Source organism: Prevotella marseillensis, assembly GCF_900625065.1.
Taxonomy (GTDB): domain Bacteria; phylum Bacteroidota; class Bacteroidia; order Bacteroidales; family Bacteroidaceae; genus Prevotella; species Prevotella rara.
Map to the genome: position 1 here is coordinate 369,064 of NZ_UYXY01000001.1, position 24,457 is coordinate 393,520.

Genomic DNA, 24,457 nt, shown 5'->3' on the forward strand with positions numbered 1-24,457 from the left:
CTGTTTTTTATAACGTTACATCTTTTTGCAGATTATCTCTGCCATGGCCTCAGCAGCCTCTTCGCGGCATCTTGAAAAGCTGGGCCAGTCGTTAAAGTCTATTATTGCATACGAGCCGTCCTCGCGCACAATGCAGTCGCCTCCGTATATGTCGATGTTTATCAGCGATGCAGCCTTCTCGGCGTCGGCCTTAAGGTGTGTGGTGTCAAACTCATAGTGGGCAGGCTTGCCGTTGACACGCTCGTCGCCGAATTTCGACACGCCGTCGTCGCCGGGATAATATGTCCTGAAAAAGTCGGTGCCTCTGACGCCGTAGAACTTCACAAGGTCGCCCATGACGTGTGCGGTTACCACAATCTGCGTTATGCCTCTTGCCGCAAAAACGGCTATTTTGTTGTCTCTTTCAGTCTCGTCTGCTGCGAACACCACGTCGTCTTTGCTCTGTGCTGCTTCGTCGCCGCGCTTAATCCAGTAGCCACTGTTGCCGGTGAGCGGTGCCACGGGTATGCCGTTGCTGCGCATCACGCTGTCTATGTTGGCCCTTGCGCATGCCCTTACGCCTTCGGGCGAGTTAATCACCGTTGTGCCTAGACGCAGCTGTTCCTCCAGAAAGTTTAGCGTTGAGCTGAGGCGTCCCATGGTAAGAATCATGTCAGCGTGTCCGCATTCACCCAGTTGCTCTTCCTTTACGGCTGTTGTTTCGTGCCCTTTTGCCTGAAGTCTTGAGCATACGGCGTCCATTATGGCCTTGTCTTTTTCAACGGAGTTAGGTGAGAACTTTTCGGCACGGTATATAGCTATCACCTTCTTCATGACTCTCCGTTCAAAAACTTTTCAGCCTTGGCTATGTCGCCGGCATGGTCAATGTCGAGCACCTTGCTGAAGAGCCTTGCCTTCAGGCGGCATCCTGCTGCAACGAGCGCGCGCTGAAAGTTGCGCATGCGGCTGTCTCCGCGTTCTATACACTGCCGCAGGATGGTTATTGTTCCGGGGGTAAGTCCGTAGATTCCGCCGGAAATAAGCTTGCAGCCGTTCTGATCGTCGAAGAATCCCGTTATATTCATGTCGCTGTCTGCTCCTACATACAGCGGCTTTTCGTCGTCGATAAAGTCGGTTACGCCCATCATTCCGTCGGCTGTTCCGTTCTCAACACATTTGTTGAACTCTTTGATGTATTGTGCAAATTCTTTTTCGTGGAATATAGTGTCTACCGTGGTCAGGCAGAACGGGCCGTCTTCAAGATATTTGCTTATTTCGTAGAAGCTGTGCATCGAGCTCGGCGTGCTCTTCACTATATATTCAAGCGGCACGGCTGTTCCGTTAAGACCTTTCTCCTTCAGCTCTGCCAGATGCTGGCTGACGGCAGTCATGTTGCTGTTGCATATTACGATTATTTGTTCCGCGTGGTTATCCATGAACACGCTAATCAGCCGGTCAATCAGGCAAACGCCGTTGACTTTGACCAGAGGTTTGGGGGCATTTACGCCCTCTTTTGCCAACCGTGAACCTTCGCCGGCGGCAATAATGGCATATTTCATAAAGATATCTTTTTACTCAATGAGTGCGCAAAGTTAGCCATTATTGGTGAAAGTAGAAAACTTTTTAGTGTATTTTTGTTTTTGTATAAAGGTTATAATTACAATATCTTAGCCGCATTTCCGCTCTGAATGTGCCTAAAATTAATGTGTTTGAATATCCTTGTTATTTTATCTGCATATCAGTGTCATTAATAAAATTTAATATGTCGGCAGGTCTGTTATTGTGGTTTGTGCCGTTCTGTAATGTCGTCAAGCGGCGGCAATGCCGTTCGTTTATATATATTTATATAGGTGTGGCAGCACAGGTCGCAGCTGTATCAGCCTGTATTTCAGATAGTATATTCATCATTTGTGTCATGCACGGCATGGAGTGTGTGGTGACCTTATAGTATAAAGGATGGTTATGGATTGATGAGGCGCTTGTGCTCGCCGTACATCATATTGCAATATGTCTGCCGGATAATCATAGCAAAGTGTCAGACGGATTATGTCTGAGTTTTTGTGTGAAATAGAAATGCTTTGCCGTTCATATCAGTGCTTTTGGTAAAGCATGTTTACAAAATGCGGCAAATGTTACGTTTCTTTTTGTAAAAGCATGCCTTTTACCGTTCCAAAAGCCACGTTTCTGACTTCAAAAGCAGTGAGTTTGCAGTGCATTTTGCTGCCTTTTATATGGATTTTATGTGATGATTTGTTGCACAGATTGCCAGAATTTGAACTAACACGCTGATTTAATATGCTTTACGTCTGCACACTATTTCTGCGCTATTTTCGGATAAATGATTTTAATTTTCAAATATCCTCGTTGTGGAACGTCGACAAAAATCATAATGAAAGCATATGGCGGCAGATGCTTTCATTATGGTTTGGGTTAAAAGTAATGTAGTTGAAAAAATATTAGGTCATGATGCCTGTATATAAAATATTTCGCTATCTTTGCCGTCGGCGGTAGTGCCCGTTTCTCTTTCTGTTATGTCATACGCCGATTGTAGGCACGTGTCTATTGGCAGACAGAGATGTGGTGCAAGCTAAAAACCTTTCGGTGTTTCGGCTCATTGCGAGTAAACATTGTTTGTTTTATTTGATATTAACCTCTAAAATTTTAAGGTAATGAGAAAAAATGTTATTCTTACGGTCATTGCGCTCATGATGTCTTTATCTTCGGTCATGGCTCAAGACAAGGTTTATCAGTTGTCGAGTCATATACTTGACATTAACACCGGTCGCCCTGCGCAGGGCGTAAAGATTGTGTTGTCTAAGCTGTCAGGTGAAAATAACTGGAGCGTCATGGAGGAAAGGACTACCGACGGGAACGGACGCGTTAAGGATTTTCTTGAGAAAAGGACAGGTGCAGACAACCGTGGCGTGTATAAACTTACATATTACGTTGCCCCGTATTTCGAGTCGCAGGCACAAGACACTTTCTATCCATTTATCGACGTGGTGTTCGAGATAAAGGACGATAGTCATTACCACGTGCCGATAACACTTTCGCCTTACGGATATTCTACTTATCGGGGCAGCTGAACCCGGCGCAATCTGCGTCTTCATGCAGGTCTGTCTGCTGCTTGTCTTATGGCATTATGTGCAGATCTGATTGCCGCATATTGCTGATTAATGTTTTCTGCCGGTGTGTGTCTGTTGTCCGGGTCTTGTTTCAGGCAAGATGTTCCGGCGATTAAGGGAGTAACACATCCGGCAGAAAACATTTTGGTAAATAATAATTCTTCAGTATTTATGCACACATCCGGTCGGTGCTTATCTCACATTTACGCTCCCTGATCCGGTTACGCTCTCATCATGTTTATTCACCTTGCCTTGAATGTCGATAGAGCCCGAACCTGTTATTTTGCTTTTTGCATAGCCGATGTTGGCATTGTTAAGCTCTATTGAGCCCGATCCGGTTATGCTGCCGGTAACGTTTTTAATTGTTGCGTTGCTGATGCTTATCGAGCCTGAGCCCGGAATGCCCATGTCGCTTTGTGCCGTAGTGAGACTGTTTATTTCAATGCTTCCGCTGCCCACGACGCCTATTGACGATTCGTTGCATATTATGCTGTTGATAGAAATGTCTCCGCTTCCGGTTATCTTCAGCTTCAGCCTGTCGGTGTCGATGCTTTCTTTTGCGCTGAAGTTACCTGAGCCGAGAACAGACACGCCTCTTATGTTGGGCGAGGTTACATATACGTTGACATCCTTGCGCGGATTTCTTAGCAGTGACATCAGTGATATGCTTTTCGACTCTTCCTTGATGTGCAGCGTGTTGTCCTTGCTGTATATCTTCATCCGTTTTATGTCTTCCTCATTTCCTGATACTTTTACGGAAGTTTTGTTCCCCTGTATGAAGTAGACGTTGTTGCTTCCTTCAATGCTGATGTCGGTAAAGTCGTTTACGTTTATGTTTCTTTCTACATAATTTTCACTGTTTTTTACGGCATTTTCCGTCTTGCATGCCTGTAGCGCAATGGCCATCAACGGCAATAAAAGTAGTCTGATATTCATATTCTTCATATTTTTATTTTGTTCTTTATATCATTAAGACGTAACAGAAGCTGAAAAAGTTGCACGCCATCAGACTTTTTTTCAGGATTAATAAATAATCAGGCAAGTCAGACTATGAATCCCGTCGGACGTCGGTCTGTATGTTGTTCAGCTCACTCTGCATATTGATGCTGTTGTCAGTCTTTTAATTTCCTTGGTTGTCTTGCGGTCTGCTTTTATCTGCATAGGCAGTAGTGCCGGTAAAGAAAGCAGGTGCTTGCCTGCTTGATGCAGCGTAAAGATACGGCAGGATGACAACGGCTGGTCAGGATAAAAAACGAAAAAAGGTTGGCTCAGGCCTTACGGCCGTTGCCAACCCCAGTTTAAACAGTTTTGATTATCTGAGAATATTATTATTGTCTTTCCTCAAGAAACTTTCTTGCGGCGCGCAGCTGATGGCGCATGATGCTGACAAACTCCTGGCTCTCCTGCAGAATGTTAAGATAGAGCAGCGACACTTTCAGGTTTGTGCTGTTGTCCTGATACATGTGGTCTATCACATTCTTGCGCATTGCTGACAGCTCTTCTTTAAGTTCCTCTGCTATGGCGAGAGTCTCCTGATACAGGTCGTATCTGTTGGTCGAAATCATCTGCTCTGTGTGGTTCATCAGTTCGCTTATCTTGCGGCGCACGCTTTCAAGCTCGTTGAGATAAACCTTAGGCAGCGGGTTGAAGTTGTTGTCAACGTGCTCCTTTATCGGGTCGAGCATACGTTTCAGACAGTAGATAAACTGCTGGTTGCTGTTGGCTCCCAGATGGAACCATGTGTTGCGCTCGATAGCTATGTCTCCCGGTATGCGTCTCATTGCAAGAAGTTCCTTGCGGCGGAATTTCTTCAGCTGCGACTGCTCCTCTTTCAGTGCATTTCCGCAGTGGCGCAGTTCGCGCAGGCTCTCGTTGCTGATGCCTTCAACTATGCGGTTGTACTGCTCAAGTGCAAATCTTGTTACGAAGCTCTGTGTGCGGGCAACATGCTTTGACAGCAGATCCCATACAATCTCTTTGTCCTTTGTGCGCATCATCAGCTGGAACACGTCGTCTTTCTTCTCCTCCTTCACCTTCTTTGCATAGTTGCGGTTGCTTCTCCAGAGCAGGTAGATGTCGAGGCACATGAAGGCAATCATTACGATGAATCCGCCGAAGTGCATCAGGGCACATACTATTGCGCAGACAGCAAAGGCAACGCCGGCTGTTACGAACCATCCGCCGATTACTGATATTACACCTGTTACGCGGAACACGGCGCTCTCGCGGCTCCATGCGCGGTCGGCAAGTGAGCTACCCATGGCAACCATGAATGTAACGTATGTTGTTGAAAGAGGCAATTTATAGTTTGTACCAACTACGATGAGCAATGCCGCAAGCACCAGGTTGACAGCTGCACGCACCTCGTCGAATGCTGCGCCCTGAGCAAGTATCACTTCTTCTTTGTTGAATCTGCTGTCAATCCATTTGATGGCTTTGGCAGGTATTATCTTTGATACGGTTTCGCCGATGTCTTGTGTGGCTCTTACCATACTGCGTGCCACGCGTGATGATCCGAACATCTCGTCGCCTTCATCCTGACGGCTCAGGTCAACGCTGGTCTTAACCACGTTCTGTGCCTTCTTTGATGTGGCCATTGCTATGATCATTATGATTCCGGCAATAAGCAGATAGAGCAGGGGACTCTTGGCTGATGTCATGAGTGAGTCCATCATGAATGAGTCGTAGTTGCCGTGACCGTTGGCAAGGAAGTCGTTAAGAGAGTCGAGACCGGCAAGAGGCACACCGATGAAGTTTACAAGGTCGTTGCCTGCGAAAGCCATGGCAAGGGCGAATGTGCCGAGAAGCACAATCAGCTTGAACACGTTGATGCGCAGAAGATGGATTATCTCCATGAGTATTGTTGAGGCTATCAGTGTGATAATCATCAGCATTGATGTGTTCTCCTCAATCCATGTACGCGCTGTCTCAGCGATATACGGCGACTTGCCGATACCCTTGATAAGGATGAAGTATGTAAGTGTGGTGAACGCTATACCGCCGAATATGGCTATTGTGTAGCGCAGGTGTTTCTTGTAGTTGAATGTAAAGATCAGTCGTGAAATCCATTGCACGATAATTCCGAAGAAAAAGGCGATGGCCACCGACACGAATATGGCAATGATTACGCTCAGCGCCTTGTCGCTGTTAAGCAGGTCGTAGATGGTGAGTGACGGATCGGCATGCATCTTCAGCATAGCCAGGATGAATGTACCTCCGAGAAGCTCGAACACAAGCGATACTGTGGTTGACGTAGGCATACCGAGAGTGTTGAACACGTCGAGTATGATGACGTCAGTAACCATTACGGCCAGGAATATCGTCATTACTTCCTGAAAGGTGTAGTTCTCCGGCCTCATTATGCCATGGCGTGCCACGTCCATCATTCCGGCGCTCATCACGGCTCCGATAAGTACACCGACGGAGGCAACTATCAGCACCGTACGGTATTTGGCTACCTTGGCGCCAATGGCCGAGTTTAAAAAGTTAACCGCGTCGTTGCTGACGCCAACAAACAGGTCGAAGACTGCAAGCAAAAGCAGAAATGCGACAATTAAAAAATAAATTTCTGTCATAAACTGTAATTTGTTATGAGTGATTCCGTTTTATTTCACGCTGCAAAAGTAGAAAATACGTGTTACAGCGGTTTTAAACAGATGTTTCATTTGTGTTACAATTATGACATTGCGCACTTTTTTTGTCGTATTATATAATAAGGTGTACCTTTGTGTTTTGTGTCGGCAGCGTTGTGTTATATTGACTTTTTGCAGGTTAAGGTGATAAAAGTCCCGAATAGCACTGTGCCTGTGATAACGGCATAAGGGCCGGCATGGCTGAGTCTTTTTGCATTATGAGTCAGACTGCTTGACCATGCCGGCCCTTATGCGCCGATGTTGCAGACGTAGCATTACACCCTCTGCTCGGTGTTGTTAAGTTTCAGCATGTTTTCGGGCACGCTGCTTTTTATTGTATCTATGAGCATGTTGAGCACGGCATGCCTTACGAAGCTTTTTGTCGTCATCATGATAATCTCTCTTGTCGGTATGGGGATGGCGAAGGGGCGTATCAGTTCTCGCTGCCTGTCGGAAAGCTGCGGCAGGGCAAGTTCGGGTATGAAGGTTATGCCCTTGCCGTTCTCAACCATGCGCATGAATGTCTCTATGCTCCCCAGGCTATATGTTGTCTTGCTTGTGCGTGCCTCCTTAAGGTCGCAGAATTTTACCAGCTGGTCGCGGAAGCAGTGCCCCTCGTCGAGCAGCCATATAAATTCGTTGTTAAGGTCGGCCGTGCGTATGCTCTTTTTCTCAAACAGCCTGTCCTCGCGCGACACGTATGCAATGAACTGCTCGTAGAAAAGTGTGGTAGATGCAAAATGCTCCATGTTGTCCAGCCTTACCAATATGGCCGCATCTATTTCGGCCCTTGCGAGGGCTCTCTTTATTTCTTCGGTCTTCATCTCTATGACCTTTAGCTCCATTTCAGGGTGCTGCGATGTAAGCTGAGGAAAGAAGCGCGGCAGCAGATAAGGCGCTATGGTGGGCAGTATGCCTATCCTGAATGTTCCGCCAAGAGCCTGCTTGGCCTCTGCAACAATGTCTTTTATCTTTCTTGCGCGTATCAGCACCTTCCACGACTGCTCTATCACTCTCTGTCCTATGTCGGTAGGAGTAACGGGCTGTGCCGTGCGGTCGAATATCTTTATGCCCAGCTCGTCTTCAAGCTTTTGTATCATGGAGCTAAGTGTGGGTTGCGTTACCTTGCAGTATTCGGCTGCCTTGGCAAAGTGGCGCAGTCTGTAGACGGCCACGATATATTCCATTTGTTGTAGTGTCATGTTGCTGTTGCTTTTTGTCTTCAGGCCGCAAACATACACATAAATTCTGAAAAGATAAATTTTTGAGCCGAATATTTTTGTGCTGTCATCATTTGTGGGTATGCCGTTTTGTATGTTCCGCTGCCGCATGCGGCTTAGTCCCTGCAGCAGCGTGTTTTGCCCTGTTTCAGGTAGGTGTAGCTCCATGTCTGTATGTGCTTTACGGGGCCGTTATAGGTTTTGTCTATCATGCAATAGAAAAAATCTGTTTGCTTTGTTTTGTGTCGCAAACTATCTTTGCATTGTCAAAACGACATAGAGCTGAAATTTATAGTTAAAAAGAAATGGTTTGCGAATTACACAAACGAAATTTGAGAGTTAGAAGTGACTCCAACTCTTCTTTATAGTTTCCGATATTGTCGAAGAAATCCTTGATGGCCTGTCTGAATTTCTCTTTTGTCCTGTAGAATCCGGTGTTAATGACCTTCTTCCTGAGGAACTTCCAAAGCCTTTCAATCAAATTGAGGTTCGGCGAGTAAGGCGGCAGGAATATCTGTTTGATTTTCGTCCCGTTTACCCATTCCTTGAGCTTTTTGTTGTGATAATAGCGGGCATTGTCGGAGATGATATAGATGACGGAAGCTTCGGGATGCCTTTCCAAGGCTGACTGATAAACATCCCGGGTGGATTCGGCATTGACGCTCTCACAGTCATGCGCTATCACATCTGTCACGTCATATGCATTAAGCAACCCGTTGATGTTCACCCTGTCACGACCGCTGACGGTCGGCTGTTCAAGTCTCTCGCCTTTCTCTATCCACGCATAAGTGGAACGGCTGTTGTGGGTCGGATGGACACCGTCCGCATAATAAACCACCGCATCTTCCGGCATACCGGAAAGAATTTCTGAAAGTTTCCCGGCAAAGGCCGCCTGCCTTGAGGCATCAGCCTCACAAGGGACTTCCGATGTCTTCTTATAGGTAAATCCGATGCGGTTCAGCAAGTCTGCAACCCCCTGGGGAGTGTATTCAACGCCGAATGCGGACTTTATCCAGGCCGCCACACCTTTGGCATCCGTATATATGTGCTCGCGTAGTTCCTTGCACAAGGCTGCCAGCTGACGGCTGTCAAGAAGCCCCCAATAACCCTTGTAACGGTTTTCCAGAAGTTCATCAGCACCACCATGTAAATAAGCGGAACGATAACGGTATACAGTGGAAACGTCTATTCCAAGACATGAGGACACGAAAGAGGGCGTATTACCCATGCCCAACATCAGAATGCAAGTCACACGGGCATAGTCGGAACTTCCGGCTAAATTCCGTTGAAGTTTACGCAAAACTTCCATTTCTGATGTCGACAACTGAATTTCCATAGTGCAAAGATACTATTTTTTGAATGATTTTTCGCATTTCACTTACTTTTGACTATAATAATAACAATTTAAAAAACTTATAGAAATATGGAACCGATTATCAACGCACAGATGCCTGAGTTTAAGGTGCAGGCTTTTCAGAATGGAAGTTTCAAGACAGTGAGCAACGAGGATTTGAAAGGCAAATGGGCCTTGTTCTTCTTCTATCCTGCCGACTTCACTTTTGTTTGTCCCACTGAGCTGGTTGACCTTGCAGGCAAGTATGAGCAGCTGAAGCAGATGGGCGTGGAGGTGTTCTCTGTCAGCACTGATACACATTTTGTCCACAAGGCATGGCACGATGCGTCAGACAGCATAAAGAAGATTGAATATACAATGCTTGCCGACCCGACGGGCGTGCTCAGCCGTGGCTTCGGAGTGATGAAAGAAGATGAAGGCGTGGCTTATCGCGGCACGTTCCTTGTTAATCCGGAGGGACTTATCAAGATAGCCGAGATACAGGACAACAGCATAGGCCGCAATGCAGACGAGCTGCTGCGCAAGGTTGAGGCTGCCCAGTTTGTGGCTACTCACGACGGCGAGGTTTGTCCGGCTAAATGGAAGGCTGGCAGCGAAACACTGAAACCCAGCATAGACTTGGTTGGTAAGATTTAGTCTTTATTGTTCGGCCGGATTTTCTGATATGACATGTCAACGAATCCGGCCTTTCTTGACTTTTACGGACAGCATTTTTTAATTTATAGAAAAAACAGAACGGGTATGTTGGATAAAGGTATATTAGATCAGGTTAAATCGCTTTTGGGCGGACTGAAGTCTGAAATAGGAATTAAGGCCGTTTGTGGCGCTGCGCATACAAAGGCAGAGGAGTTTGGCGACTTCTTGAAGGATTTCTGTTCATGTTCAGACAAGCTGAAGCTTGAACTGACCGTAGAGGATAGTCTCAGACTTGAGTTTACATTATATAAAGACGGCGCCGACACAGGCATCGTGTTCCGTGGCATCCCCGGCGGCCATGAGTTCTCATCGCTGCTGCTTGCAGTTCTCAATGCCGACGGACAGGGAAAGAACATGCCCGACGATATTGTTGCGCGCCGCATCAGAGCCATCGGTGGTGATATAAAGCTGCGCACTTATGTCTCGCTTACATGTACCAACTGTCCTGACGTGGTTCAGGCGCTGAATGTTGTGGCACTGCTCAATCCGTCGGTGAGTCATGAAGTTGTCGACGGGGCACTGTGGCAGGACGAGGTTGAGCGTCTCGGCATACAGGGCGTACCGTCTGTTTATGCCGGCGACGAGCTTATCCATGTAGGCCGCGGCGACTTGTCGGCATTGCTGTCTAAACTTGAAGAAAAATTCGGCACTGCTCAGACTGTCGACAGCTTCGAGCCTGTTGAGAGAAGCTATGACGTTGTAGTTGTTGGCGGAGGACCAGCCGGTGCGTCTGCCGCAATCTATTCGGCTCGCAAGGGACTCCGTGTAGCCGTTGTAGGCGAGCGTGTCGGCGGTCAGGTTAAAGACACCGTCGGGATAGAGAACCTTATCTCGGTGCCTCACACCACGGGCGACAAGCTGGCATCCGACCTGATGAGCCATCTCGGACATTATGCCATTGACGTGTTTGAAAACAGAACGGTGGTGAAAGCCGAACTGGGCGGTAAGCAGAAGTATATCCATGCGGCAGGAGGCGAGAGCTTTGTTTCGCCGGCAGTGATAATAGCAACAGGTGCAAGCTGGCGCAGACTGGGCGTAGAAGGTGAGGCCGACTATATTGGCCGCGGAGTGGCTTTCTGTCCTCATTGCGACGGTCCGTTCTATAAAGGCCGGCATGTGGCAGTCATCGGCGGAGGCAATTCGGGCATAGAGGCAGCCATAGACCTTGCCGGAATATGTTCAAAGGTAACCGTACTTGAGTTTGCAGATGAGTTGCGTGCCGACACTGTGCTTCAGGATAAGGCCAGAAGTCTTGACAATGTAGAGATATTCACGTCGATGCAGACAATGAGAGTGATTGGCGACGGCAAGAAGGTGACGGCCATTGAGGTGAAAGACCGTAAGACTGAAGAGGTGAAGACCGTGGAGCTCGACGGCATATTTGTGCAGATAGGTCTGGCTGCAAACAGCAAGTCGTTTGAAGGTCAGCTGGAGCTTACACCGCGGAAGGAGATAAAGACAGATGCTTATTGCAGAACCTCGATAGTAGGCGTGTATGCTGCCGGCGACGTTACCGACGTGCCTTACAAGCAGATTATAATTGCGATGGGCGAGGGTGCCAAGGCTGCCCTTTCTGCTTTCGACGACAGGGTGAGAGGACTGATATGATGCCTGAGTGCGGTTTAGTTCAATAGGTAATAATCACATATTTTCATTTTATAAGGTTTATAGATTTTTATAACATTATTTTTATTCTTCATGTTAGCATTAGCATGCCTTTTGATTTGCGAAAGGCATGCTTTTGTGTTGTAATATGTGTCCTGTCTTACCCTGAAAAAAGTTGACTCATAAATAAAATAATTATGAGGAAAAATAAATCACAAAAGGGTCAATATCTTCAAAAAGTGATAGATCTTCGCTCTTCAGGTGTAAGTTTTTTGGGAATATCAAAAATAATTCCCGTATCAGAGGCTACAGTTCGCCGCTGGTGTGCTAAATTTGCACCTGAATTGTATTATGTCGATTTTATGACAAAGAAAAAGACACTAAGAGAGAAGCATGTTCGTGACTCAGTCAGCCTCCCGTCAGACATAGAGGCCCTTCAGGCCGAGATACTCCGTCTTAAGTCCGAACTGACCAAGGCCGAGATAAAGGCCGAGGCTTATGACGAGATGATAAATGTGGCCGAATCCGAGTTAGGCATCAGCATAAGAAAAAAATCTGGCGCCAAACAGTAACATTCCTGCACACGAAGAACCCTGTCCGATACAGGGTGAGACATCTTTGTGCGCTGTTTGGCGTAAGCAAGCAGGCCTATTACAAGTATGATGAGTCAAAGTCAATGATGAGGGCCGCCCGTGATGCCTTTGTGATTGAGTATGTCCGCAAGGTGCGCCGTATAGACCCCGGAATAGGCGCATTGAAGCTCTGGCACATGTACCGGCGTGATTTCAGCGGCAACAGTCCCGTCGGCCGTGACCGTTTTATAGAAATAATGTCATGTAACGGCATGATTCTCCGTAAAAGGTTGCGCCGTCCACGTACCACTGACTCAAGGCACGGTCTTCCGACATATCCCAATCTTATAAAGGAAATGTTGCCCCTCAGACCTAACCAGCTATGGGTCAGTGACATAACGTACATAATTATTTGGACAGACGACATACACTACCGTTTCTGCTACCTTTCAATTGTACTTGATGCATATACAGAAGAGATTGTAGGATACTGTGTCGGTCCGACGCTTGAGACGGCTTATCCCATTGAAGCACTGTGCATGGCTTTGGGAAGGCTGAAGGGCATGGACGGCATCAGCCTTATACATCATTCAGACCGCGGCGTACAATACGCAAGTTCCGAATATGTCAGGCTGCTTAATAAAAATGGTATAAGTATCAGTATGACGGAGACCGGGGATCCGAAGGACAATGCACAGGCAGAGCGTATTAATGGTACCATAAAGAACGAACTCCTTAAGGGTATGAGGTTCACCGACATCGGCCAGGTCAGGGAAGCCGTGGCAACGGCCGTGGACTTCTACAACAACGAAAGGCCGCACATGAGCATCAACATGATGACACCGGCACAGGCTGCTTCATGTCAGGGTGAGATATCTAAGCGTTGGAGCAGTTTTAGGACAAAGGCCATAAAAAACAGACAGGAATGCTCCGATATTGGAGAAGATGGACTATCTTTGCCTTCTGTTCATGGTGTCCTTTCCGGGCTACGCCCTCCAAGGACACCATGAACAGGGATTCTGTCCCGGTAAAAGTCAACTTTAATCAGTAATTAAAAGTAGAGTCAACCAATAACAGTTATAAGTTTAACCAGAGTCAACTTTAATCAGGGAATGGCTTGTTAGAAGTCAACCAATTTTAGGAAAGGACACCGACTCGTCACGGATAATCATGTGTGACGTTTCAAAATCGCAACTCGTCACACTTTAAATCATTGATTGTCAGTTTGTTATGCATGGATGTGACGAGTGACGAGTTTCTGCAAAAAAAAACTTTTTCTGTTTTGTCCGCAGCGCTTTGTGTTATGGGCAGCAATATGCTTTTATGCATTTTCTGCGTTGCTATATAAAAAGAAAGACACCGTTATTCTCAGATAACGGTGTCCATCTTTATGTCGTTTTCCTCATGAGGAATTTCTTTCTCTTTCTGAAAGTCGAAGCATACGCCTATTTTGTAGGCCTGTGGAATATTCTTCAGGAACCTGTCGTAATACCCCTTTCCGCGTCCTAGCCGGTTGTTGTTTGAGTCGAAGCTCATGCCGGGCACGACAGCCGTAGTAATCTTGGCGTAGTCGGTGAAGAGTTTTCCGTTGGGCTCCATTATGCCGTAGCTGCCCTCGGCTAGGTCTTCCTTGCTTTCATACACCCTTATTTCCATGTTCTCGCCGTCAATTACCTTTGGCAGCAGCACTGTCTTGCCTTGCCGGGCCAGCAGTTCCACTGTGTCGTGAGTGAACACTTCGTCAGGCAGCGAGTAGTACATTAATATAGTGTCGGCATTGGCCACCTCGCTCATGCCGAGCAGCCTGTTCATGATCGGAAGCGACAATTCTTCCATTTGCTTTCCGGTGAATTGCCGTTTCCTCTCGCGTATGAGTTTTCGCAGTTCCTTTTTTTCCATGGTTATGCTTTTAGATTCATCTTCATGTCAACGTATGGCACTGTCGTTCCCGTCATGGCCGTCTTGCCGTCCTTTTTCTTGTCTTTTGGCTCCGGCTTTTTGGGGAATGCCGCATTGTTCTTAAACACATTCAGCGCAGCCTTTATCACGTTGTCGTCAAGATTGAGATATTCAATCCAGTCTTCCTCGTCCATGATGTTGTATATAATTCGGCTGTTGATGTATCTTTCGAGCAGGTTGTGCGATTTCTTTATCATCAGGTTGCGGCGCTGCAGTCCGTGCTTGTCGGCATAGGTGGCAAACTTGTCTACGGTGTTCTGCTTTACAAGATAGTCGGCAAGCTCCATCATTTCGGTGAAGTTGTTGAGCTTAAGGCGGTTGTCGTCGGTATAGACGAATGCAAACTGCAGTATTAGTCCGCTCATGCTTGCCTCCTTGAAGTATGAAGTTATGCCTAAGGTGTCTTCCGGCACGAAGATGTCAGGCGTTATGCCTCCTCCGCCGTACACTGTGCGGCCAATGCTTGTGTGATAAGCCGGTCCGGTGTGCTTGATGCTGTCCTGTGAGAAGAACTCACCATGCTGATATCTTACCAGCAGGTCTTCCTCGTAGTCTTTGTCGTCGCCCATCACGTATGGCTTCTGTATGCATCGTCCTGACGGTGTGTAATAGCGTGCCACGGTCAAGCGTATCATTGAGCCGTCGGGGAAACCGATCTGCTGCTGTACGAGACCCTTTCCGAACGAGCGGCGGCCTATGATTGTGGCCCTGTCGTTGTCCTGCATGGCTCCGGCAAAAATTTCTGAAGCCGATGCCGATGTCTCGTTTATCAGCACTACCAGCGGAATGTTCTGATAGCTTCCGCGCCCGTCGCTCTTGTAGTCTTGTCTTGGCGACTTGCGGCCCTCTGTATATACAATGAGGCGGTTCTTGGGCAGGAACTCGTTGGCCATCTGAACAGCCGACTTCAGGTATCCGCCTGTGTTGTCGCGCAGGTCGATTATCAGGTTGCTGAAGCCTTCCTGAGAGAGCTGCGCCAGGGCGATGAGAAGTTCGGGATAAGTGTTCTCGCCGAAGTTCTTTATCTTAATGTAGCCCGTGTTGTCGTCGAGCATGTATGTTGCGCTGACGCTCTTCTGCGGAATGTCGCCTCGGGTTATAGTGTAATATTTTATGCTCTTTTGTCCGTAGCGCTGCACGCCTATTTTCACCTTGGTGTCTTTAGGTCCTTTGAGGCGTCGCATGGCTTCCTCGTTAGTTACGACCTTGCCTACGAAAGGCTTTCCGTCCACGCTCACGATCTTGTCGCCGGCAAGGATGCCTGCCTGTTCAGCCGGGCCGTTCTTTATTACGCCCTGCACGTGTATGGTGTCATTTCTTATGACAAACTCAATGCCCACGCCCGAGAACGAGCCTTTCAGGTCGTCGGTGGCCTGCTGCACGTCCTTCGCACTGATGTAGACAGAGTGGGGGTCGAGGTCAGACAGAATCTGAGGTATGGCCTTGTCGACGAGCGAGTCGATGTTAACCGCGTCAACATACTGGTCGTCTATGATGTGCAGCAGATTGTTCAGGCGGTTGCTGCCCGAGTTTATTATGTTCAGGCGGTTGCCTGAAAAGTGGTTAGCGTAGAACGTACCTATTATGATGCCGATAATCACACAAAGAGCCATCAGCAACGGCATCATGCGGTTTGATTTATTCGGATTCATGTTCGTCTGGATTTAGATATATAACTTCAATGTCAGCTCTTTTAAGAAGATTTATGCCGTCTTCAAGTCTGTATCTTTCGCCATATACTACACGCTTAATGCCGGCCTGAATTATCAGTTTTGAGCATTCTATGCATGGAGCAGCTGTTACGTATAGCGTTGATCCGTCGCTGTTGTTGGAGCTTCGCGCCAGTTTTGTTATGGCGTTTGCTTCGGCGTGCAGCACGTAGGGCTTTGTAACGTTGTTGTCGTCTTCGCAGACATTCTCAAAGCCGCTCGGCGTGCCGTTATAGCCGTCGCTGATAATCATTTTGTCCTTAACCACCAGGGCTCCTACCTTGCGGCGCTGGCAGTAGCTGTTTTCTGCCCAGATGCGTGCCATGCGCAGGTATCTCAGGTCAAGCAGACGCTGTTTTTCTTCTTTGTTCATTGTGTTTATATGTGAAGAATAGGTTATTTCTCTTACTTTTTCTTGTTCGAAGGCTTTTTTATGCCGTTGCGCTTCAGCAGGGCGTCTATTGTGGGTTCGCTGCCCTTAAAGCGCTTGTAGAGAGTCATCGGGTGTTCGGTGCCGCCCTTTGAAAGAATGTTGTCGCGGAAGCTTTGCGCTGTCTCCTGATTGAAGATTCCGTGCTTCTTGAACACGCTGAAGGCGTCTGCGTCGAGCACTTCGGCCCATTTGTAGCTGTAGTAGCCGGCAGCGTATCCGCCAGCCATGATGTGGCTGAACTGCACTGTCATGCAGGTGTCGGGCAGCTGTTCGGTAACCATGGCTTTCTTCCATGCTTTCTTTTCAAACGGTATGATGTCTTCGTCGAATGTCTCTTTCTTTGTATAGTAGGCCATGTCGAGAAGTCCGAAACTTACCTGGCGCAGACATGCGTATGCTGCCATGAAGTTGCGGCTCTTCACAATGCGGTCGATCAGCTCGTCGGGCAGGGGCTCGCCTGTCTGATAGTGGAAGGCGAACGTGCGCAGAAATTCTTTCTCAACAGAGAAGTTTTCCATAAACTGTGACGGCAACTCTACGAAGTCCCACCATACATTGGTGCCTGAAAGACTCTCGAATCTTGTGTTTGCGAACATGCCGTGGAGCGAGTGGCCGAACTCATGCAGGAAGGTCTCAACTTCGCCCAGTGTCAGCAGTGCCGGCTTCTCGTCGGTAGGCTTCGTCAGGTTCATCACCACGCTTACATGAGGCCTTACATTTTCGCCCTTGCGGTCAATCCATTGTCCCTGATATTCTGTCATCCATGCACCGCCCTGTTTGCCCTTGCGCGGATGGAAGTCGGCGTAGAACACGGCAAGATAAGAGCCGTCCTTGTCGAACACCTCGTAGGCTTTCACGTCGGGATGGTAAACCTGTATGTCTTTGTTCTCCTTGAATGTTATGCCGTAGAGCCTGTTGGCAAGTCCGAACACGCCCTGAATGACCTTTGACAGTTCGAAATACGGGCGAAGCATCTCAGAGTCTATGTTGAACTTCTTGAGCTGCAGCTTGTGAGAATAATAGCTGAAGTCCCACGGCATAACCTTGAAGTCTTTGCCTTCAGTCTTCTTTGCCAGTTTCTCGATGTCGCTCACTTCCTTTACGGCTGTAGGCTTGTAAGCGTCTATGAGGTCGTCGAGCAGCTTATACACGTTGCGTGCGTTTCCTGCCATGCGGTTCTTAAGCACGTATTCGGCGTATGTCTTGAAGCCGAGCAGTTGTGCTATCTCGCGTCTCAGATTAACCAGACGCTTGCATATTTCAAGATTGTTTTCTGTATTCTCGTGTGTACACACCGTGTTGCGTGCCATATACATCTGCTTGCGCAGTTCGCGGCATGTAGAATATGTCATGAACGGACTGTAGCTTGGAAAGTCGAGCGTAAACACCCAGCCTTCAAGATTGCGCTCCTTTGCAGCAACGGCAGCAGCCTCGCGTGCCGTGTCGGGCAGTCCGTCGAGCTGTTGTTCGTCAGTTATGTGCAGCGTATATGCCTTGTTCTCTTTGAGCAGATTCTGAGAGAACTGCAGCGACAGCATGCTTGCCTCCTCGGTAAGCTTGCGCAGCTTCTCCTTGCCCTCGTCGTCGAGCAGTGCTCCGCTGCGTACAAATCCGTCGTAGCAGTTGTCGAGCAGTCTCTTTTCTTCAGGCGTGAGCTTGCGGTGGTGCATGTGCACGGCCTTTATGCGCTCAAACAGGCGTTTGTTGAGCCTTACGTCGTTGGCATGCTTTGTCAGTATGGGCTGCAGCTTCTGCGCCAGCGCGTCCATCTCGTCGTTGGTCTCAGCACTGAGAAGATTGAAAAACACGGTTGACACGCGCGACAGCAAGTCGTAATATCCGTCCTTGTCTTCGTCCACGTTGATTATCGTGTTGTCAAAAGTAGGCTTGTCAGGATTGTTTATAGTCTTCTCAATCTGTTCGTCGTCACGGCGTATGCCCTCCATGAAGGCCTCCTCAAAGTCTTCAAGGCGTATTTTCTCGAATGGCACAGTGTCGTGCGGCGTGTTATATTGTTCAAAAAAAGGATTTTTGCGTTGCTCTTCTATTCTCTCTTCATTCATACTCACGTTTCCCTAATTTTTGTTTACAAAGGTAGTAATTTTCTTTCTTCTGAATAATAATACGGAAGAAAAATTTAGCTAATATTTGTTATATGTCGGCTTTTGTCTGCCGCTTGTATATCAAATTGGCTGATAAGCTTCCTACATGAGCATTCTTTCGAAAGCATGAACGCAGAATTCACCCCTTCTGAGCGATATTATCCCTTCGTCGTTCATGGCTTTCAGGGCTTTCGATACGTTGAGACGGCTCTCGCTGATCTCTTCAGCGAGCCGCTCCATCTTTATGTTTACAATCTTCTCTCCGGCAGGTCTCAGGCTTCTTTCTTCGATGAATCGGGCTATCTTTTGCCTTATGCCTTTCGGACGTAGTTTCCACATCTGTCTGTCTGAGCGTTGCGACAGTGTGCAGATGATGTTAAGCAGGTTTAGTCTGAATATTTCGTAATTGTCAGACATGAGCATCACTTCTTTCTTTCCCAGGCATATCAGGTCGCAGTTTGTCTTTGCCGCAAACGTTCTTGTATAGCGCTGCATCAGTCCGAAAATCCTTTCGGGCTGAAGTATGTTGGGGGCTGCGAGTGTTTCGGTTATCGAGTAGCTCTTGTCGTCCGAATGGCATGTGGTTGTTATCTGACCTTTAACCAGAAAAAAGAGTTTGTTGCAGGTTTCGCCTTCATGCACAATTACTTTTCCTCTTGCGAACGACAGTTGCCTGAATTTCGTTTCCGAGAGTATCTGCTCCAGGTCGTTCCGGCTCATGCCCTGAAAGAGCGGAAGTTCAAGCAGGTGTTCTTGTAGCTCCGTGTGCATGTGTATGCGCTGTTGTTATTCTGCAATCTTGTTTTTTAGCGACGGCGAATACCATACGGCGTTTTTGCCGTTTTTGTCTGAATAGATAAAATATACCATCAGTTCGGGATGCCTGTCAAGAATGGCTTTTGCCTTTTCAAGTCCCATCACCATGAAGGCTGTGGCATAGGCGTCGGCCGTGGCGCAGTTGTCGGCCAAAACAGTTGCCGACAATATGTTGTGCTGTACAGGATAGCCTGTTATGGGGTCGATGGTGTGGGCATATTTCTTGCCGTCTTTGTAGTAGAAGTTGCGGTAGTTTCCGCTTGTAGCCATTGCTTTGTTGGTTACGTTCAGTATGGTCTGTATTTCCTGATTTGTGTTTAGCGAGTCGTCAACGGGTTTGGTGACGCCGATTTTCCAGGGCAGTCTTTTCTCGTTGATGCCGCGTGTAACAATCTCTCCGCCTATTTCTACCATAAAGTTTTCTATGCCTTTGCTCCTCAGCAGTCGGGCCACGGCGTCGCTTCCGTAGCCTTTGGCAATGGCGCTGCAGTCGAGCATTATGCGCTTGTCGTTCTTTACTATTTGTTTCCCGTCAAGCCTTACTTTCTTGTAGCCTATAATCTGTTTCAGACTGTCTATTGCCGCTGGCGTGGGCTTCGTGTCGTTCTTGAATCCGAAGCCCCATGCGTTTACCAGTGGAGCCACTGTTATGTCGAAGGCTCCGCCTGTTTCTTCTGATATTTTTTGTGCAAGGTTAAACACGTCTGTGAACATGCTGTTCACTTCAACCTTCTCGTTGCGGTTTACTTTTGATATTATTGAACTTTTTTTGAACGGAGACAGCGATGCGTCAACCTTCTGCAGCTCTGCCTCAATTTCTTTCTGCAGGTTCTTGTCGCTTTGGTATGTGATGTTGTACACCGTACCGAATATGAATCCTGTGTTGTGCTGATAAGGCATTGTGCGCTGCTGCCGCACAATGATTATTGTCCCTATGATTAGAAATATGAGAAAAGCCAGCTGCAGGGCCAGTTTCTTCTTGCTTTTTTCTCTGTTCATCGCTGTTCTTGTTTTAGTCTATTGTCTTTCAGAAGTTTATATGTCTATCGATACGTTGAATGTGCCTCCGATGTTAGATCCTCCGGTCTTTCCGAATCCGGGCACATACCATGAGTTGCCCAGTTCGCCGTCATCGTAGGCTATTCTGCTCTTGTACCTTACGCTCCATCCAAGATGCAGAGGTCCCCATATCTTTGCGTCTACTCCTATTACTGCTTCAATCCAGTGGTAATTGCATTTCACGCCTTTCGCTGAATATACGGCAGTGCTTCCCCATACGGGGTCGGTGATATCAGGATGCGACAGGTCGTATTTAAACGAAGTGAAAGCGTATCTTGCGCCGGCATAAAGCCTGTATATGTCGTGCTTGTTCTTTAGCAGGTTGAAGTCAATACCGATTTTTGCGTATGGTGCGCTCGTCTTGTATGATATTTTGGTGACGTCGTTGTCGTGGTCTGCCTTGCCGAGGCCAAGCTCAAACACAGGGAAGTATTTGTCGCGCAGGTTTATTCGCAGCGCGGCTTCATACTGTCCGTAGTCGCCAAGAAACATCTGTGCCGGTCCGACCAGGTCTACTGATACGGCAAAGCCCCTTAACAGGGGCACGCTGTCTTTCTTCTCCACGTTCTTTTCCTGCGCGTTGGCCGTTGAGGCCAGTAGGAGCATCAGGCTAATTGCTATGCTTGAAATATATGAAAAAATGTTTCTTCGATGTGTCATAGTTCACGTCCTGATTGTTTATTGTTATCGAGTCGATGGCGTTGTGCGTGCAGCTTACGGATGTTATCTTGTGGAAGAATGCCGGTGCGCAGTCAACCGACTCGAAGTGGGGCTTGTTCTCTTTCTCTACGGTCACTGTGTCAAGTTTTGTAGTCTTGTATAAAGTGTCCTTCGTTTCGATGAAAAACACGTCCTGGTTCTGCGCATAGCTTATCGGCAGCGAGAATTCGGTGGTCTTTACGCTGCGGTTTATCAGCACAGAGTCGTTGCCGTCAACACGGTTTGTGAATATCGTTAGCGTGTCTGCCAGTGTGTCAACCTTGCCGTCGGGCGTCATCAGCTGATATTGTGTGTAGACAAGACTGTTGAGCGGGCAGTCGATAGACGAACACGCTGCGGTGGTTATCAGCAGCGTTATGAAGTATAGCGGCAGTGCGGCCAGTGAGGGACGCAATAGTCTGCGTGCCTTGCGGCTTGCCTTTGTCGTGACCGACTTTATCGTTTTTATCTTAATTCCTGTCATGGCGTGCTTGTTCTTGTAGCAGCTTTATGTGGCGTTGTTGTTTCCTATGTGTTATTTTCTGTTTTCGCCACATCTTATTTCTTCAGATATCTGATAGTCGTTCCTGTCTGAAGAGTTGCGGCTGATGAGGTCGCCGAGGAATCCGGCAAGAAACAGTTGTGTGCCTATAATCATCATTGTCAGCGATATATAGAAGTAAGGCGTATCGGTTACGAGGCGCATCTGCTGACCGTTTGACACTGCCACCAGCTTGTCTATGCCGATAATGGCTGCAGCAATGAAGCCTATGAAGAACATTATTGTGCCGAGGAAGCCGAACACGTGCATCGGCTTGCGTCCGAAGCTGCTCAGGAACCACAATGTTATAAGGTCGAGATAGCCGTTGAAGAAGCGGTTGAGGCCGAATTTCGACTTGCCGTATTTGCGCGACTGGTGATGAACCACTTTTTCGCCGATCCTGTCGAATCCGGCATTCTTTGCCAGATACGGGATATAGCGGTGCATCTCGCCGTACACCTCGATGTTCTTTACCACGTCCTTGCGGTATGCTTTAAGGCCGCAGTTGAAGTCGTGCAGGTTCTTTATTCCGCTTATTTTGCGTGCCGTTGCGTTAAACAGCTTTGTGGGAATTGTCTTCGACAGCGGGTCGTAGCGCTTCTGCTTATATCCCGAAACAAGGTCGTAGCCGTCTTCGGTTATCATTCTGTAAAGTTCCGGTATCTCGTCGGGAGAGTCCTGCAGGTCGGCGTCCATTGTTATCACCACGTCGCCCTGAGCCTCCTTGAATCCGCAGAACAGGGCAGGACTTTTTCCGTAGTTGCGGCGGAACTTTATGCCCTTCACGCATTCGTGCTCCTCGCTCAGCCGGCTTATCACCTTCCATGAACCGTCTGTAGAGCCGTCGTTGATGAATATTACTTCATAAGAGAAATTGTTTTCCTTCATCACACGCTCAATCCATGCGTAGAGTTCGGGCAGTGATTCTTCCTCGTTGTATAATGGTATTACGACTGATATGTCCATCTTATCTGTGTTTTAGAATTTACGTTTATATTTTGATTTCAGCAGCGCAGCTATCGGCCAGCTTATCACAATTCCCAGTAACAGGTTGGTTGTAAGAAACTGCAGCGCTATGTCGATAGGGCGGAGCGTTGCTATTGTGTCCATTGTCATCTTCATTTCATCGGCCTTTATCCCGTAAAGCGTCATGAGCGACTTAAACTCGGGGCTTGATGTCATGGCCGTGTACTGGGCGAGCATGAAGCCGTGGTCGATAAACTGAAAGTAGATATATTGCGCAGCAGCCATCAGCAGCGATGCGTAAAAGTATGTCAGCAGGCTGTAGCCGTATGCTTTCCAGTAAGATATCACTCCGTCAAGAATATTGTCGCGGAAGTTCTTTAAGCGTATCGCCGATACTACAATGGCTGATATGCCAAGAACCATCGATGCCATGTTCAGCACGGGCTCATAAAACTGTCCGATGAAGCAGGCAAAGCTCAATATCCACATTCCGCCCATTATGGCGCCGTCGATGCGCGCGTAAGCTTTTATTTGTTCGTATTCCTCGCGTGTAGTCATTATTGGGGATTAATTGATTTTTTTCGTTTGTCTGTCTGAAGCGTGGTGTTTTATGGGGTGTCGCATCAGCTTTGACACCCGGCGCCATACGCCTCACGAGAACATAATCGGGTGCAAAATTACTTATTTTTCACCATATAATTATTAGCTGTATGAGTTTTTTTGTTTTTTTTATGTGAAAGATGTGCCGTCGGCGTGCGTTATGCCGTCGGCCTCGTGCCGCCTTTATATATGGCCATTGTGCATGTCGCCTGTGCCGATTCCGCATGCTGCAAGATATCGCTGATTTCAAAAAATAAGTTAAAATACCGCGAAAGACGATGCAAAAATGCTTTGTTGTTAAACTTTATTATTACCTTTGCAGCCGCAAAGACGGGTAAGTCTTGTACGGCCAGCTCCCTTCGAATCCTCCAGGACGGGAACGTAGCAAAGGTAGTTGGTTGTAGCGGCGCGATACAAGTAGCTTGCCCACCCGCCTCTTTAGCTCAGTTGGCCAGAGCACGTGATTTGTAATCTCGGGGTCGTTGGTTCGAATCCGACAAGAGGCTCAAAAGAATTTGAACGATTAAAGGCAGATACCTGTTAGGGTGTTTGCCTTTTTTATGTCTGGCCTTATGCAGTGTGGCCTTGGCGGCTGCCACCACTTCCTGCACGAACGGGAACAAATGCTTCTCCGACAAGCCCATATCCACTGAACCGGTAAGCCTCATGCTGACATTGGTGTCTCCACACTTGGCCATAAGTTACTCAAGAATGCCTATAACCAAGTCCCATGCATTGGCATCATACCCGACGCAACTTGATGGCATATACAATGATGACAATAAATGAGGTAATCAGAATTAAAAGGGCTATTAAATAGTTAAAACTGCCACCGCAATAAACTTCATAAGTCACAAAAGCAAGAAACATCATGATCAACAATTTCAACCACGCTACCAGTTTTGCTATCAAACTGTAGCCTTTTTGCCTATCTTTAAATTTCTGTGGCAAGTTGCAATAATGTGGATGCTTCTCGAAAAATGTCATAAAAAAATAAATTAAAACACTTATAAGCGGTAGTATCAAAGTGTAAAAAGGGCTTCCATATTCATCTGCAACTCCGTGTATGTTCCAGTGCGTAGGCACGTATTGCCGTGTCATTATGACCACAACACAAAGTCCAATTTGCACAACAACCAACAAGATCGTTAGCAAATTTGTATTATTTTTCAATTTCGGCATTTTGTAAATTTATCAAAATAGCATTACGTAAAACATCTTCATTATATTTTGAGTATTCCTCAGGAAAATTCTTTTTAATATATTGCATAAGTGAATTTACTGTTTCATTTGTAAATTCATCTGCTACAATATAAGCCATTTCTTTATTTTGTGATTTGATATTCCATACCTCTATTGTATTAGAGGTCATAAGATTTTCCACAAGTGC

Annotated in this window: 23 protein-coding genes, 1 tRNA gene and 1 other RNA gene; 7 read left to right on the forward strand and 18 right to left on the reverse strand. The window is 47.3% G+C overall.

Features of this window, described 5'->3' with window-relative positions; translation table 11 throughout:
- Nucleotides 1-15: 15 nt before the first annotated feature.
- Nucleotides 16-813: an ATP-grasp domain-containing protein gene (locus tag EJL04_RS01535; RefSeq protein WP_125103910.1), complete on the reverse strand. Its 798-nt coding sequence runs from the start codon at nt 811-813 to the stop codon at nt 16-18.
- On the reverse strand, nt 810-1,538 hold the full coding sequence (locus EJL04_RS01540; RefSeq protein WP_125103911.1) for a sugar phosphate nucleotidyltransferase: 729 nt from the start codon (nt 1,536-1,538) through the stop codon (nt 810-812). Before EJL04_RS01540 ends, EJL04_RS01535 begins: the two co-directional genes overlap by 4 nt.
- Nucleotides 1,539-2,648: 1,110 nt before the next feature.
- On the opposite strand from EJL04_RS01540, the gene uraH reads away from it, so the two are divergent.
- Nucleotides 2,649-3,065 (forward strand): hydroxyisourate hydrolase, encoded by a 417-nt coding sequence (gene uraH / locus EJL04_RS01545; protein ID WP_053398307.1) that lies wholly within the window; start codon nt 2,649-2,651, stop codon nt 3,063-3,065.
- A gap of 231 nt (nt 3,066-3,296) precedes the next feature.
- Here the strand turns inward: uraH and EJL04_RS01550 are convergent, their stop codons facing one another.
- The 4 genes from EJL04_RS01550 to EJL04_RS01565 all read right to left on the reverse strand — a co-directional run bounded on the left by EJL04_RS01550 (nt 3,297) and on the right by EJL04_RS01565 (nt 9,292).
- Nucleotides 3,297-4,040, reverse strand: coding sequence for a head GIN domain-containing protein (locus tag EJL04_RS01550; protein WP_164511709.1), 744 nt, complete (start codon nt 4,038-4,040; stop codon nt 3,297-3,299).
- A 392-nt stretch (nt 4,041-4,432) separates the two neighbouring features.
- The gene (locus tag EJL04_RS01555; RefSeq protein WP_021854731.1) at nt 4,433-6,679 is read right to left on the reverse strand and encodes an inorganic phosphate transporter; all 2,247 of its coding nucleotides are present in this window, start codon (nt 6,677-6,679) and stop codon (nt 4,433-4,435) included.
- A gap of 332 nt (nt 6,680-7,011) precedes the next feature.
- Complete coding sequence (locus EJL04_RS01560) at nt 7,012-7,938, reverse strand: hydrogen peroxide-inducible genes activator (protein WP_125105278.1); 927 nt, start codon at nt 7,936-7,938, stop codon at nt 7,012-7,014.
- A gap of 313 nt (nt 7,939-8,251) precedes the next feature.
- Nucleotides 8,252-9,292 carry an IS630 family transposase gene (locus EJL04_RS01565; RefSeq protein ID WP_125103825.1) on the reverse strand — a complete coding sequence of 347 codons (1,041 nt, stop codon included), beginning with the start codon at nt 9,290-9,292 and terminating at the stop codon, nt 8,252-8,254.
- A gap of 87 nt (nt 9,293-9,379) precedes the next feature.
- On the opposite strand from EJL04_RS01565, the gene ahpC reads away from it, so the two are divergent.
- The 4 genes from ahpC (at nt 9,380) to EJL04_RS01585 (ending at nt 13,193) form a co-directional block, all read left to right on the forward strand.
- Nucleotides 9,380-9,946, forward strand: a complete 567-nt coding sequence (gene ahpC, locus EJL04_RS01570; RefSeq protein ID WP_125103913.1) for an alkyl hydroperoxide reductase subunit C — start codon at nt 9,380-9,382, stop codon at nt 9,944-9,946.
- Between the two features lie 105 nt (nt 9,947-10,051).
- On the forward strand, nt 10,052-11,614 hold the full coding sequence (ahpF, locus tag EJL04_RS01575; protein WP_125103914.1) for an alkyl hydroperoxide reductase subunit F: 1,563 nt from the start codon (nt 10,052-10,054) through the stop codon (nt 11,612-11,614).
- Nucleotides 11,615-11,808: 194 nt separating this feature from the next.
- A complete protein-coding gene (locus tag EJL04_RS01580; protein WP_125103787.1) occupies nt 11,809-12,183 on the forward strand; it encodes a transposase in 375 nt (124 codons plus the stop codon).
- A gap of 35 nt (nt 12,184-12,218) precedes the next feature.
- Nucleotides 12,219-13,193, forward strand: coding sequence for an IS3 family transposase (locus EJL04_RS01585; RefSeq protein ID WP_241209919.1), 975 nt, complete (start codon nt 12,219-12,221; stop codon nt 13,191-13,193).
- 358 nt (nt 13,194-13,551) lie between these two features.
- Here the strand turns inward: EJL04_RS01585 and EJL04_RS01590 are convergent, their stop codons facing one another.
- From EJL04_RS01590 to EJL04_RS01635, 10 genes are all read right to left on the reverse strand, one after another.
- Nucleotides 13,552-14,082 carry a 5-formyltetrahydrofolate cyclo-ligase gene (locus tag EJL04_RS01590; protein ID WP_125103915.1) on the reverse strand — a complete coding sequence of 177 codons (531 nt, stop codon included), beginning with the start codon at nt 14,080-14,082 and terminating at the stop codon, nt 13,552-13,554.
- A 2-nt stretch (nt 14,083-14,084) separates the two neighbouring features.
- Nucleotides 14,085-15,794 carry a S41 family peptidase gene (locus EJL04_RS01595; protein ID WP_053398674.1) on the reverse strand — a complete coding sequence of 570 codons (1,710 nt, stop codon included), beginning with the start codon at nt 15,792-15,794 and terminating at the stop codon, nt 14,085-14,087.
- The gene (locus EJL04_RS01600) at nt 15,781-16,224 is read right to left on the reverse strand and encodes a dCMP deaminase family protein (protein WP_021854738.1); all 444 of its coding nucleotides are present in this window, start codon (nt 16,222-16,224) and stop codon (nt 15,781-15,783) included. Before EJL04_RS01600 ends, EJL04_RS01595 begins: the two co-directional genes overlap by 14 nt.
- Nucleotides 16,225-16,256: 32 nt before the next feature.
- Nucleotides 16,257-18,347 carry a M3 family metallopeptidase gene (locus EJL04_RS01605; protein ID WP_053398673.1) on the reverse strand — a complete coding sequence of 697 codons (2,091 nt, stop codon included), beginning with the start codon at nt 18,345-18,347 and terminating at the stop codon, nt 16,257-16,259.
- A 141-nt stretch (nt 18,348-18,488) separates the two neighbouring features.
- Nucleotides 18,489-19,157 (reverse strand): Crp/Fnr family transcriptional regulator, encoded by a 669-nt coding sequence (locus tag EJL04_RS01610; protein ID WP_053398672.1) that lies wholly within the window; start codon nt 19,155-19,157, stop codon nt 18,489-18,491.
- 15 nt (nt 19,158-19,172) lie between these two features.
- On the reverse strand, nt 19,173-20,201 hold the full coding sequence (locus EJL04_RS01615; protein ID WP_125103916.1) for an FAD:protein FMN transferase: 1,029 nt from the start codon (nt 20,199-20,201) through the stop codon (nt 19,173-19,175).
- A gap of 36 nt (nt 20,202-20,237) precedes the next feature.
- Complete coding sequence (locus tag EJL04_RS01620) at nt 20,238-20,867, reverse strand: DUF6048 family protein (RefSeq protein WP_239684907.1); 630 nt, start codon at nt 20,865-20,867, stop codon at nt 20,238-20,240.
- Between the two features lie 4 nt (nt 20,868-20,871).
- The gene (locus EJL04_RS01625) at nt 20,872-21,444 is read right to left on the reverse strand and encodes a DUF6452 family protein (protein ID WP_241209927.1); all 573 of its coding nucleotides are present in this window, start codon (nt 21,442-21,444) and stop codon (nt 20,872-20,874) included.
- A gap of 51 nt (nt 21,445-21,495) precedes the next feature.
- The gene (locus tag EJL04_RS01630; RefSeq protein WP_021854744.1) at nt 21,496-22,467 is read right to left on the reverse strand and encodes a glycosyltransferase family 2 protein; all 972 of its coding nucleotides are present in this window, start codon (nt 22,465-22,467) and stop codon (nt 21,496-21,498) included.
- Nucleotides 22,468-22,479: 12 nt separating this feature from the next.
- Nucleotides 22,480-23,025: a DUF4199 domain-containing protein gene (locus EJL04_RS01635; RefSeq protein ID WP_125103917.1), complete on the reverse strand. Its 546-nt coding sequence runs from the start codon at nt 23,023-23,025 to the stop codon at nt 22,480-22,482.
- 374 nt (nt 23,026-23,399) lie between these two features.
- Here EJL04_RS01635 and ffs point away from each other — a divergent pair.
- Nucleotides 23,400-23,498, forward strand: an RNA gene (gene ffs, locus EJL04_RS01640) — signal recognition particle sRNA small type.
- Nucleotide 23,499: 1 nt separating this feature from the next.
- Nucleotides 23,500-23,573: transfer RNA gene (locus EJL04_RS01645), tRNA-Thr, on the forward strand.
- A gap of 235 nt (nt 23,574-23,808) precedes the next feature.
- Here the strand turns inward: EJL04_RS01645 and EJL04_RS16785 are convergent.
- Entirely contained in the window at nt 23,809-24,249 is a 441-nt protein-coding gene (locus EJL04_RS16785) for a DUF1648 domain-containing protein (protein ID WP_021854747.1), read from the reverse strand.
- Entirely contained in the window at nt 24,230-24,451 is a 222-nt protein-coding gene (locus EJL04_RS01655) for a hypothetical protein (RefSeq protein ID WP_125103918.1), read from the reverse strand. The genes EJL04_RS16785 and EJL04_RS01655 overlap by 20 nt, the downstream gene beginning before the upstream one ends.
- Nucleotides 24,452-24,457: the final 6 nt, after the last annotated feature.